Origin of the sequence: Neobacillus fumarioli NBRC 102428, from assembly GCF_001591485.1 — a bacterium.
Taxonomy (GTDB): domain Bacteria; phylum Bacillota; class Bacilli; order Bacillales; family Cytobacillaceae; genus Neobacillus; species Neobacillus fumarioli.
Genome location: NZ_BCUZ01000005.1, coordinates 53822 through 65956, shown reverse-complemented (window position 1 = coordinate 65956; position 12135 = coordinate 53822). Strand labels below are relative to the sequence as shown.

Here is a 12135-nt window from a genome sequence, read left to right as displayed (position 1 = left end):
CAGCCCCTTTTTTACCTTATTTACGATGCTTTTTTTGATTTTCGATAAAAAAATTTTAAAATGATAGGTTGCAAAAAAAATATAAACAAAGTATACTAGTCATCGTGAACTTCTTAAAATTAGGTAGCAATAAACTACTTAAAGGGTTAGGACCTCTTTGGACTAACTTTCCCCCGTGGTAGTTTCTCTGATACCGTCAATATCAGGATTTTGAGAAGGACTCAAAAAGGTAAGAGGGGGAACCGGAATGGAAACGATGGGACGACACGTTATCTCTGAATTATGGGGATGCAACTTTGAGAAATTAAACGATATTGATTTTATTGAAAAAACTTTTGTTGAAGCAGCACTTAAATCAGGGGCAGAGATCCGTGAGGTAGCTTTTCATAAATTTGCTCCGCAGGGTGTAAGCGGCGTAGTCATTATTTCAGAATCACATCTTACGATTCATAGCTTTCCTGAACATGGATATGCAAGCATTGACGTATATACATGCGGGAATTTAAACCCAAATATTGCTGCTGATTATATTGCGGAGGCATTTAATGCTGAAACCCGTGAAACAATTGAAATTCCGCGCGGAATGGGACCAGTGCAAGTAAAACAGGCAAAAGTATTATAATTTTTTGAATACTGAAAAACAAAGAGGTGTATGGTATACACCTCTTTTTATATTTTCCGGAAAATGCTTTATAATAATATGTACCATGATCTTTAGGGGGTTTATATGGCTAATTTTTTAACTCGGTTTAAAAGAGAAATTGAAACATCCGATCGGAGTTCGGACGCTGTATTAAAAACACATTATTATAAAGCATCGTTTCATCAATTATTCGAATCTGTTGAAAAAATGTTCAGGGAAGATGCAGACTGCAGGGTTACCACAGTTTCCAAGGAACATGGAGAAATTGCCGTTGAAATCAGCAGGCCATTCCACTGTTTTCTTGTTGCCACGATTGTGAATGTGAAACCGATGGAAACGGCGGTTGATTTTACGATTTCTACGGAGAAATTCTCTTTATTTGGCATTTACCCTGATTTGAAAAAGCGGATTCACTCCTACTATGAACGGATTAACCAATTACATACCATGATCGGAACGAAATAAAAACTTAATAAGATACTTCTACTTGTGAAACAGTGCTGTTTTTTATAAGATAAGAGTAGGAAAGTATGGAGTACGTTATGGATTTATTGCTTTATGATTTGGAGTTGATTGACGATGAAATGCCCTTCGTGTCAGCATTATGGTACACGCGTGCTCGATTCTCGCCCGGTTGATGAAGGACGAGCTACCAGAAGAAGAAGAGAATGTGAAGAATGCGGGTATCGCTTTACTACATTTGAGAAAATTGAAGAAATTCCTTTAATTGTAGTAAAGAAAGAAGGTACCAGAGAAGAATTCAGCCGTGATAAAATTTTGCGCGGCCTTATTAAAGCATGCGAGAAACGTCCGGTGGCTCTTAAAGAGCTCGAAGACATCACACAAGGGGTAGAAAAGGCACTGCGCAGTCAGGGTATTTCAGAAATTCATAGTGAAACAATCGGTGAAATGGTGATGGACAGGCTGGCACTAGTCGATGAAGTTGCCTACGTCCGGTTTGCCTCAGTTTACCGGCAATTCAAAGATATCAACGTCTTTATTGAAGAATTAAAGGAACTAATCAAAAAAGAAAAATCATAGGGAGCTAAAGGGAGAGCCTTAGCTCTTTTTATCATTAATGCCCGAAGAGGCTGTTTCGGAAGAAAATTTATAAGAAGGGGCGAAAGTGGAAATGGCACAGCATTGGCAGGAGATTCTTCCTATTGACCGTTATATTGTATCGGCGAATGGGCTGCTCTATGATTATGACCGCAAAGTGCTGACGTTTCTTTATCAGCCCTTAATTGGCTCAACCTGTCTTAGCTTGTATATGACCCTTTGGGCAGAAGTGGAGGAAAACCGACTATGGTCAGAATCTTCCTCCCATCATTTATTAATGAACTTGCTTGGAATGAATTTAAAAGACATATACGAAGCCCGTTTAAAGCTGGAAGGAATAGGGCTATTAAAAACCTATATGAAAAAAGATGAAGAAGAACGCTCGTTTATATATGAGCTCATCCCTCCTCTTACTCCAGAACAATTTTTCCAGGATGGAATGTTAAATATTTATCTTTACCGAAAAATAGGTAAGAATCATTTTGCCCGGCTAAAACGCTTTTTCTCTGACCAGCAAGTTCCAAAGGAAAAAGAATATTTGAATATCACAAAGGCATTTCAAGATGTATTTGCATCGGGCTTTCCGGGAAGTTTCCAATATTTGCAGAATGTGCCCTCGGAGCTTGAGCCGGATGCAGGTGAACGGTTTATCGGCCGTCACGAACAAAAGGGAATCCAAATCGATCTTGATACATTTGATTTTGATCTCCTAATGGCGGGTTTAAACGAATCGCTTGTACCAAAAAAGGCATTAACAGCAAAGGTGAAAGAAGTTATTAGCAATCTGGCTTTTCTTTATCAGATCGATCCAATTGAAATGAAAAATATCATCCTAAGTGCAATGAATGAGGCAGGAGAAATTGATATCGAAGAATTGCGAAAAGGAGCCCGTGATTGGTATCAATATGTCAACTATGATCAGCTCCCAAGCCTCATTGAACGAACTCAGCCTCATGGCAGCCGGGTTCAGTTAACGGAACCAAAAACCAAAGAGGAAGAACTCATTCGCTATATCGAAACCACTTCGCCTTTGCGGTTTTTGAAAGATCTTTCTGGTGGAGCAGAGCCATCGAAGGCCGATATTCAGATTATAGAAGAAGTGATGTTTAAACAAAAGCTTCTTCCTGGTGTCATTAATGTGTTGATTCATTTTGTCATGCTCAGGACAGATATGAAGCTTTCCAAAAACTATGTGGAGAAGATTGCCAGTCATTGGGCTAGAAAACAGATCAAAACGGTGAAGGAAGCAATGGATCTGGCAAAAAGTGAATATCGCACCTATATCAGCTGGTCTGAGGGCAATAAAACAGCCGGAAAATCAACAAGAACAAAACCAATTCGGACAGAGAAATTGCCGGATTGGTTTGATGAAGAAACACCCAAGAAAACGGATAAACAAGCGGACAAGGATACAGATTTTGCAGCTAAAAAGCGGGAAATTGAAGAAATGCTAAAGGCACTTGACGAATAGGCGGTGACTTATGGAAAACATCAACCATACATTAAAGAAGCTGGCATCCAGCGAGAATTTTCAGAAGCGGTACGAAAAGATGCGGAAGGAGATCTTAAATCATTCGGATATTCGAGATTTTATCCGGAAACATCGCGATTTAATAACCGATGAAATGCTGGAGAGAAGCTGGGGCAAACTTTACGAATATATCAACCAAAGTAAGGAATGCAGCCGATGTGAAAGCCTTGATCAATGTATTAACATTATGAACGGCTACCATCCGGAATTAATTATTACGAGAAATTCTATTGATATCCGCTATGAACGTTGCCCAAGAAAGGTAATAGCGGATGAAAAGCGGAAAAATGAAAAAATGATTAAGAGTTTATATGTCCCAAAAGATATCTTAGCTGCCAGTTTCGAAGATTTTGAACATGATGAAACCCGAATAGACGCTGTTCAAAAAGCCGTCTCATTTTTAATGAATTACGAGCAGGGGAAAACGGTTAAAGGTTTATATTTTTACGGGAAATTTGGTGTCGGAAAGTCATATTTATTAGGGGCAATCGCCAATAGGCTCGCGAAAAAACAAATTTCTTCGATGATTGTCTACGTTCCGGAATTGTTTAGAGAACTGAAAAGTTCCATCGCTGACTCAACATTAAATGAAAAAATCGAAGCACTGAAAAAGGAATCGATCTTAATGCTGGATGACATCGGGGCAGAAGCGGTTTCAAGCTGGACAAGGGATGAAGTACTCGGTCCCATCTTGCAGTTCAGAATGCTGGAAAGCCTGCCTACCTTTTTCACTTCCAATTTTGATTTTTCTGCGTTAGAACATCATTTGGCATACAGTCAGCGCGGGGAAGAGGAGAAGATGAAAGCGCGCCGGATCATGGAAAGAATCCGTACCTTAAGTGAACCGGTCTTTGTCGGTGGTCCGAATCGCCGGACGTGACCTAAATCTATAATTGATACTGGGATTGCAGAAAAATTCTCTGCAATCCTTTTTTATAGGGCTTCTGCTTCTTCTATTTTGGTCAAGTCCTCCATATATATTAATACAGGATTTGGTTAAAGGGGGGGATTTGGTTGGCAGAAATCATCTTCCAGAATCGTGCGGATGCAATTAAGTTTCATCACCACTTATTAAAGTGTTTAAATATGAATGCAAATGATTCTATCATCCAACTTTATAAAGACCAACATATTGTGAATGTTTCAGATTGTCCGGATTTTTTTCATCAGATCAAGCAGGCCTTTTTTCAATTTATTATTGAAATCAAACGGGATGACTGGTTTCGGGAGATCATTAAAAATCAATTTTTTTATGAAGATGAAGAAGAACAACTACAAATACTAGAAATTATTTATTCGATTCTTGAAGGGCAAAGAGAGGATGTAGCTGTTACTTTAAAAAAAACCAATGTGGAGCCGTTAATTAAAGAAGCGATCCATCATGTTTTTCAGGGGAACCTTTCCTTTTCCTTTGATTCTTTTGTAAAATTTCGCCTGCGTCCATACTTTCAGCTGCTTCAAAATTACGTAGAAGTTTCCATTGATGAATTTAAAATGGAACAGGAATATCAAATGTTTGTTCATATGCTGAGGGGATTTTTGGCAGGACGGGAGTCAAAAATGAAAACATTGCATCTGCTAATAGATGATGAGATCCTCGTATTTAATGAGCAATTAGAGGAAATCAAACGAGGTGATCTGAAGAGAATGATTGATCGCAAATTGCTGGTGAATCATCCGGTCTATGTGGATTCCGTTTCGATCGCCCCGCTTTTGTCCCTGGCACCCAAGACCATTTATCTTTATACCAGGGATGCGGAAGCCCCTCTGGTCAGAACAATCAAAAATATTTTTGAGGAAAGGGTGATCATGAAAGAGCAAGGCGCCCTCTATAAGTTGAAAGAGCAAATTGAAAAATTGGCGGATACTTGATTTTTGAAACATGAATCATTATAATAACCTACATAGCAAAGCTTAAAGACGCTTTAAGCTAAAATCCAGTAAAAGATGCGCCAAAAGTAATGATAAGGACAATAGTATTTTTTTACGGTTTATAGAGAGGGAGGCCTCGGCTGAAAGCCTTCTAACACGGAAAAAGTACTTACCGCCTTTAAACTTCAACAGTGAACTCTTATCTGTATAGGAAGAAAGTAATTGTTGACGGCAACAACCGTTAACTGTCCTAAAGTCATTTTTAAGACAAACTTAAAAATGAAAAATTGGGTGGAACCACGTGTTAATGATAACTCGTCCCTTTGTGAGGGACGGGTTTTTTATTTATCAAAATTTGAAAAATGTCCAGCTCCAGCGCCTAGGGGCTCGAGGTCAAATAACCTTTGAGATATCAAGTCAAAGTGCAGACTTGATATCTCAAAGAACATTTGCTTGTCGCCCCTGGGCAAGGCGCTTCCGCATTTCAAAGGAGGAATTGTTATGTCAGACGTTGTGAAATTCAAGTTTCCAGATGGAGCAGTTAAAGAGTTTCCGAATGGAACAACAACGGAAGAAGTTGCGGCATCGATCAGCCCAGGACTGAAGAAAAAGGCAATTGCCGGAAAATTAAACGGAAAACTCGTTGACCTCAGCCGTCCGCTTCATGAAGATGGTTCAATCGAAATCCTTACACCGGATGCACCAGAAAGCTTAGAAGTGCTTCGCCACAGTACGGCACACCTGATGGCGCAAGCTGTTAAACGGCTTTTTCCAAATGTGAAGCTTGGCGTTGGCCCTGTCATCGAAGGCGGATTCTATTATGATATGGATTTGGAGGAGTCCTTGACTCCGGAAGATTTGCCAAAGATTGAAAAAGAAATGGCGAAAATCGTCAATGAAAATCTTGAAATTATTCGCAAGGAAGTCACCCGGGAAGAAGCGATTCAGCTTTATAAAGAGATCGGCGACCCCTATAAGCTGGAATTGATTGAAGCGATTCCGGAAGGGGAAACAGTCACAATTTATCAGCAAGGTGAATTCTTTGATCTTTGCCGCGGCGTTCATGTACCATCAACCGGGAAAATTAAAGAATTCAAATTATTGAGCATTGCCGGTGCTTATTGGCGCGGTAATAGCGATAATAAAATGCTGCAGCGAGTCTATGGTACTGCCTTTTTCAAAAAAGAAGACTTGAAAGAACATCTTCGTCTTTTAGATGAGGCGAAAGAACGTGATCACCGCAAACTGGGAAAAGAATTAAATCTCTTTACCAATTCGCAATTGATCGGCCAAGGGCTGCCACTTTGGCTGCCAAAAGGTGCGACGATCCGGCGCATCGTTGAACGTTATATCGTCGATAAAGAATTAAGTCTAGGCTATAACCATGTGTATACACCAGTCATGGGCAGCGTCGACCTTTATAAAACTTCCGGCCACTGGGATCATTATCATGAGGATATGTTCCCGATCATGGATATGGACAATGAACAATTAGTGCTTCGTCCGATGAACTGTCCGCATCATATGATGGTGTATAAAAATGCAATCCACAGCTACCGCGAGCTGCCGATCCGTATTGCCGAGCTCGGCACCATGCATCGTTACGAAATGTCCGGGGCTCTGTCCGGCCTGCAGCGCGTACGGGGAATGACCCTGAATGATGCCCATATTTTTGTTCGTCCGGATCAAATTAAGGAAGAATTCCAGCGTGTTGTTCAGTTAATATTGGATGTGTATAAAGACTTTAATATCAAAGATTATTCCTTCCGTTTATCCTATCGCGATCCGCAAGATAAAGAGAAATATTTTGATGATGATACGATGTGGGAAAAAGCCCAAAGCATGTTAAAAGAGGCTATGGATGAGATGGGATTGTCCTATTTTGAAGCTGAGGGAGAAGCTGCTTTTTATGGTCCTAAGCTTGATGTTCAAGTGAGAACAGCTCTTGGCAAAGACGAAACTTTATCAACTGTTCAATTAGACTTCTTACTGCCTGAACGTTTTGATTTAACATATGTCGGTGAAGACGGCAAACAGCACCGCCCAGTTGTAATTCACCGAGGTGTTGTCTCAACAATGGAACGCTTTGTTGCCTACTTAATCGAAGAATACAAAGGTGCATTCCCAACATGGCTCGCACCTGTTCAAGTTCAAGTCATTCCAGTTTCGCCGGAAGCTCATTATGATTACGCAAGAAAAGTTCAAGAACAGTTGAAAGCAGAAGGCTTTCGAGTGGAATTAGACGGTCGGGATGAAAAGATCGGTTATAAAATCCGCGAAGCACAAATGCAAAAGATTCCATATATGCTGGTTGTCGGTGATAAAGAAGTTGCGGAAAATGCCGTCAATGTCCGTAAATATGGCGAACAGAAATCCGAAACAAAGCCATTTGACGAATTTATAGCCGCACTGAAAGCGGAAGTAAAACGCGGATAATGGGTAAAAGGGAGGCTTGCCCTCCCTTTTATTTTTGAAAAAATATATTGAATAATCTTCTGTTTCTTGTTAAAATAGTTTTCGTTGCTGTTTAAAAAGTTTAATTGACACATCGTCTTTGCTTATGGTATAGTAAACAAGGTAAATTGAATACGAAATTTTTGGGAAAAGCAGAAGCACCCGCTTCTCACCTGATTTGACGCTTAGGCAGTTGGCAGGTTTTTACGTGAACGTTTAAATGCAATGATTATGTTACGTAGAGTGTGGGTGTTTTCATCCACACTCATTTTTGTGTACTTATCATAGAAAACACTTATGAACCTGTCAGTTAGCTTGGTGTCATTTATAATGGTTTGATAAGGGAATGTTTTTCTATTTGTCTTGACCCTATTGTATTCACGATGAAACTTGGAGGTGGCTAACTATTAGCAAAGACATGTTAGTAAATGAGGGTATTCGTGCTCGGGAGGTCCGCCTGATTGATCAAAACGGCGAACAATTAGGAATTAAATCGAAAAACGAAGCACTGGAGATTGCCGGAAGAGTAAATCTTGATTTGGTACTTGTGGCACCAAATGCAAAACCTCCGGTAGCCCGAATTATGGATTATGGCAAATTTAAATTCGAGCAGCAAAAGAAAGAGAAAGAAGCTCGGAAAAATCAAAAGATTATTAATGTAAAAGAAGTTCGTCTAAGCCCAACAATTGATGAGCATGATTTCAACACGAAACTGCGAAATGCGATTAAGTTCTTGGAAAAAGGCGACAAGGTAAAAGCCACTATCCGATTCAAGGGCCGGGCGATTACCCATAAAGAAATCGGTCAGAAAGTGTTAGACCGTTTTGCTGAAAGCTGTAAGGAAGTAGCGGCCATTGAGGCACAGCCTAAAATGGATGGTCGGAGTATGTTCCTCGTTTTAGCACCTAAAAACGAAAAGTAATAAGGAGGATATCTCAATGCCAAAAATGAAAACTCACCGTGGCGCTGCAAAGCGTTTCAAAAGAACTGGAACTGGTCAATTAAAGCGTGATCACGCTTATACAAGCCATTTATTTGCGAATAAATCTACAAAAGCAAAACGTAAACTTCGCAAATCAGCGCTTGTTTCAAAAGGCGATTTCAAACGTATTCGTCATCTATTATCTGACATGAAATAATTTGAATGATTTTTATAGGAGGGAAATAACATGCCACGTGTAAAAGGCGGTACAGTTACGCGCAGACGTCGTAAAAAAATTCTTAAATTAGCAAAAGGTTATTACGGTTCAAAACATAGATTATACAAAGTTGCTAACCAACAGGTTATGAAATCATTGCAATATGCATTTCGTGACCGTCGTCAGAAAAAACGCGATTTCCGCAAACTTTGGATTACTCGTATCAATGCAGCAGCTCGCATGAACGGTCTTTCTTACAGCCGTTTAATGCATGGTCTGAAGCTTGCCGGTATCGAAGTAAACCGCAAAATGCTTGCTGATCTTGCTGTCAGCGATGCAGGTGCATTCACTGAACTGGCAAATGCTGCAAAAGCTCAATTGAATAAGTAACTTTATATATAGCGCCATTCTCTAATTGAGGATGGCGTTTTCTATAACAAAGGAGAGTGAAAGAAATGAAATTGCAGAAACTATTTCAAATGCAACGTGCATTAGATCGGCATATTGAAGAAAAGCATCAGCTTGAGAATGAGGATTTATTTACGAGAAAGGTGCTTGCCTTATTGGTGGAATTGGGTGAGCTGGCAAATGAAACACGCTGCTTCAAATTTTGGAGTATAAAGCCGGCTTCACCAAAAGAAGTCATACTTGAAGAATTTGTTGATGGGATCCATTTTATTTTATCCCTCGGAATTGAATGCGGTTTTTCAGAACTCGATATGGAAATCACCAAGCAACAGCCAGAACTCAGTGCTGCAGAGCAATTTTTAAAGGTATACGAGCAGATTGGCACATTTAGGAACAGCAAAAGTGTAGAGGAATACATGAAATTATTTGCCGATTATTTACAGCTGGCCTCGCTATTAGGAATTACCGATAAGGAAATGGAGGAGGCCTATATAGCGAAGAATAAAGTCAATTTCGAGCGGCAGGAGAATAACTATTAGCTTGAAAATTGTTAAAAGTCCGTTGAGTTCGGTATAATAAAGTTGTACTACATACTAGGGGGGTTTGGGTAATGGCTAAGCTAGATGAGACACTGACAATGCTGAAGGAATTGACGGATGCGAGAGGAATTCCCGGCAATGAGCGTGAAGTACGCGAAGTCATGAAAAAATACATAGCACCATATGCAGATGAAATTACTACCGATGGACTTGGCAGTTTAATTGCTAAGAAGACCGGCAAAGAGGGCGGCCCGAAAATCATGGTGGCAGGTCACTTGGATGAAGTTGGGTTCATGGTAACGCAAATTGATGATAAAGGTTTTCTCCGCTTTCAGCCTGTCGGCGGCTGGTGGAATCAGGTCATGCTTGCCCAACGGGTAACCATAGTGACGAGAAAAGGGGATGTAACAGGAATTATCGGCTCAAAGCCACCGCATGTTTTATCACCTGAAGCACGCAAAAAACCGGTTGAAATAAAAGATATGTTTATCGATATCGGTGCTTCAAGCCGTGAGGAGGCACAGGAATGGGGCATCCGCCCTGGCGATATGGTCGTTCCCTATTTTGAATTTACTGTGATGAAAAATGAAAAAATGCTCTTGGCAAAAGCATGGGATAACCGGATCGGCTGTGCCATTGCGGTTGAAGTGTTAAAGCAATTAAAGGATGTCGATCATCCTAATGTTGTTTATGGTGTAGGAAATGTCCAAGAAGAAGTTGGCTTGCGCGGTGCCAAAACAGCCACTTATAAAATTGAGCCTGATATCGGTTTTGCAGTTGATGTAGGGATTGCCGGCGATACGCCTGGAATAAGCGAAAAAGAAGCAATGAGCAAAATGGGCAAAGGACCGCAAATTGTCGTCTATGATGCCTCCCTTGTTTCTCATAAAGGACTGCGCGATTTGGTAACCGATACGGCAGATGAGCTGGGCATCCCTTATCAATTTGATTCCATCCCTGGCGGCGGCACGGATGCCGGTTCCATTTCTTTAACCCATAATGGAGTTCCGGCACTTGCCATCACCATTGCAACACGCTATATCCATTCTCATGCCGCTATGCTCCACCGAGATGACTTTGAAAATGCGGTTAAACTTATTGTGGAAGTTATTAAACGATTAGATCGCGAAACGGTAGATAAAATCACGTATGAATAATCCTCGGTTTGTTTGCCGGGGATTTTTAGATTCGCAAATAAATGTTTAATAATCGCAAATAAAATGGCCGAATGCGCAAATAAATGTTTAAAAATCGCAAATAAAATAGCTGAATTCGCAAATAAGTGTTTAAATACCGTAAATAAAGCATAAAAAAAGCGGCGATCGGCCGCTTTTCTAAAGATGTTAATGCTTCAACCCGCTTTCCAATGTTTGGAGCATTTCTTTTTTCTCTTGTTCTGATGAATTTTTCCAAATCACTTCAAATAAGACGCCCAAGCCGGGAAGCATTTTTTCCTCTCCGCTTTGAATCGCATCAACAATTGTATCTTCCAGCTGATCTTGTGTGTTATTAGAGACATTGTGAATAATTGCATTGCGTAAATTTAAATTCATATTTGTCCGCTCCTTTCGTCCATATTCTGTTCAATTTTTGGTTTTATTATGTATTTTCGTTATAATGAAATAGCCAGTATTTTTAAAAGGGGAAAAGCCATTGAAATATGTTCAATCTTTACAAAATCCAAAAGTAAAACAGTGGAAAAAACTGTTAACCAAAAAAGAACGCGACCGCTCGGAAACATTTTTAGTTGAAGGCTTTCATTTAGTGGAGGAAGCGCTCAAGCAACAAGATCAGGTGTTAGAAATCATCGTTTCCGAAAAAACAGGAGTACCTTCGCGGTTGGATGCCGGTTCAACACCTGTCACATTAGTGACCGAAGAAATCTCGAATTCTTTATCGGAAACAGAAGCACCACAAGGAATTTATGCCGTTTGCCGGCAAACGGAATCAGATACAGGCTTACATGAAGCGAAAACCTTTCTTCTCATCGATGCGGTTCAGGACCCGGGAAATCTCGGTACAATGATCCGGACAGCTGATGCGGCAGGAATCGATGCCGTAATTGTCGGCCGCGGCAGTGTAGATCTATACAATTCAAAAGTACTAAGATCTGCCCAAGGAAGCCACTTCCATCTGCCGATTATTAGAGGCGATCTTAAGGAATGGATAGCAAAATTGAAAGAGAAGATGATCCCCGTATATGGAACGGCACTTGAGAATGCCTCGCTCTACACAGAAATTACCCCTGGCGATTCTTTTGCACTGATTGTCGGAAATGAAGGAAATGGTGTCAATCAAGAGCTGCTTACGAATACTGCAGCGAATCTTTATATACCGATCTACGGTAAAAGTGAATCGCTCAATGTCGCAGTTGCCACGGGAATTCTTTTATACTATTTGAAAAAATAGGTGCAAACAGGTTTGAAAATTAGAAAATTTGTTATATAATAATGAACAATGTAGATGAAGATAAAAACAATGACGGAGAAA

At 40.3% G+C, this 12135-nt stretch carries 14 protein-coding genes and 3 other annotated features (1 of these 17 running past the window's edge); of the genes, 13 read left to right on the top strand and 1 reads right to left on the bottom strand.

The features are described 5' to 3' along the window. Positions 1-247: 247 nt before the first annotated feature. From speD to BFU02S_RS02155, 12 genes are all read left to right on the top strand, one after another. Positions 248-622: an adenosylmethionine decarboxylase gene (speD, locus tag BFU02S_RS02210; RefSeq protein WP_066365987.1), complete on the top strand. Its 375-nt coding sequence runs from the start codon at positions 248-250 to the stop codon at positions 620-622. 105 nt (positions 623-727) lie between these two features. Then, complete coding sequence (locus BFU02S_RS02205; protein ID WP_066365980.1) at positions 728-1108, top strand: hypothetical protein; 381 nt, start codon at positions 728-730, stop codon at positions 1106-1108. Positions 1109-1222: 114 nt separating this feature from the next. After that, positions 1223-1684 (top strand): transcriptional regulator NrdR, encoded by a 462-nt coding sequence (nrdR, locus tag BFU02S_RS02200; RefSeq protein ID WP_066365977.1) that lies wholly within the window; start codon positions 1223-1225, stop codon positions 1682-1684. Between the two features lie 91 nt (positions 1685-1775). After that, positions 1776-3173 carry a replication initiation and membrane attachment family protein gene (locus BFU02S_RS02195; RefSeq protein WP_066365996.1) on the top strand — a complete coding sequence of 466 codons (1398 nt, stop codon included), beginning with the start codon at positions 1776-1778 and terminating at the stop codon, positions 3171-3173. 10 nt (positions 3174-3183) lie between these two features. Then, positions 3184-4113 (top strand): primosomal protein DnaI, encoded by a 930-nt coding sequence (gene dnaI / locus BFU02S_RS02190; protein ID WP_066365974.1) that lies wholly within the window; start codon positions 3184-3186, stop codon positions 4111-4113. Positions 4114-4247: 134 nt separating this feature from the next. Continuing rightward, positions 4248-5105 carry a putative sporulation protein YtxC gene (gene ytxC / locus BFU02S_RS02185; RefSeq protein WP_066365971.1) on the top strand — a complete coding sequence of 286 codons (858 nt, stop codon included), beginning with the start codon at positions 4248-4250 and terminating at the stop codon, positions 5103-5105. Between the two features lie 80 nt (positions 5106-5185). Then, positions 5186-5431 (top strand) — a binding site (T-box leader). Positions 5432-5606: 175 nt separating this feature from the next. After that, positions 5607-7541: a threonine--tRNA ligase gene (thrS, locus tag BFU02S_RS02180; RefSeq protein ID WP_066365970.1), complete on the top strand. Its 1935-nt coding sequence runs from the start codon at positions 5607-5609 to the stop codon at positions 7539-7541. A gap of 162 nt (positions 7542-7703) precedes the next feature. Beyond that, positions 7704-7836: a sequence feature (ribosomal protein L20 leader region), on the top strand. 141 nt (positions 7837-7977) lie between these two features. Next, entirely contained in the window at positions 7978-8481 is a 504-nt protein-coding gene (gene infC / locus BFU02S_RS02175; protein ID WP_066365966.1) for a translation initiation factor IF-3, read from the top strand. Positions 8482-8497: 16 nt separating this feature from the next. Continuing rightward, a complete protein-coding gene (gene rpmI / locus BFU02S_RS02170; protein ID WP_066365964.1) occupies positions 8498-8698 on the top strand; it encodes a 50S ribosomal protein L35 in 201 nt (66 codons plus the stop codon). 30 nt (positions 8699-8728) lie between these two features. Next, positions 8729-9088, top strand: coding sequence for a 50S ribosomal protein L20 (gene rplT / locus BFU02S_RS02165; protein WP_066365958.1), 360 nt, complete (start codon positions 8729-8731; stop codon positions 9086-9088). Positions 9089-9153: 65 nt separating this feature from the next. Then, the gene (locus BFU02S_RS02160; RefSeq protein WP_066365956.1) at positions 9154-9645 is read left to right on the top strand and encodes a dUTP diphosphatase; all 492 of its coding nucleotides are present in this window, start codon (positions 9154-9156) and stop codon (positions 9643-9645) included. 71 nt (positions 9646-9716) lie between these two features. Then, positions 9717-10802 (top strand): M42 family metallopeptidase, encoded by a 1086-nt coding sequence (locus BFU02S_RS02155; RefSeq protein WP_066365955.1) that lies wholly within the window; start codon positions 9717-9719, stop codon positions 10800-10802. A 186-nt stretch (positions 10803-10988) separates the two neighbouring features. Here the strand turns inward: BFU02S_RS02155 and sspI are convergent, their stop codons facing one another. After that, complete coding sequence (gene sspI, locus BFU02S_RS02150) at positions 10989-11198, bottom strand: small acid-soluble spore protein SspI (RefSeq protein WP_066365954.1); 210 nt, start codon at positions 11196-11198, stop codon at positions 10989-10991. Positions 11199-11298: 100 nt separating this feature from the next. Between sspI and BFU02S_RS02145 the strand changes: the two genes are divergently transcribed. Further along, positions 11299-12054 carry a TrmH family RNA methyltransferase gene (locus BFU02S_RS02145; protein WP_066365953.1) on the top strand — a complete coding sequence of 252 codons (756 nt, stop codon included), beginning with the start codon at positions 11299-11301 and terminating at the stop codon, positions 12052-12054. A 60-nt stretch (positions 12055-12114) separates the two neighbouring features. Continuing rightward, positions 12115-12135, top strand: a binding site (T-box leader) (it continues 214 nt past the right edge of the window).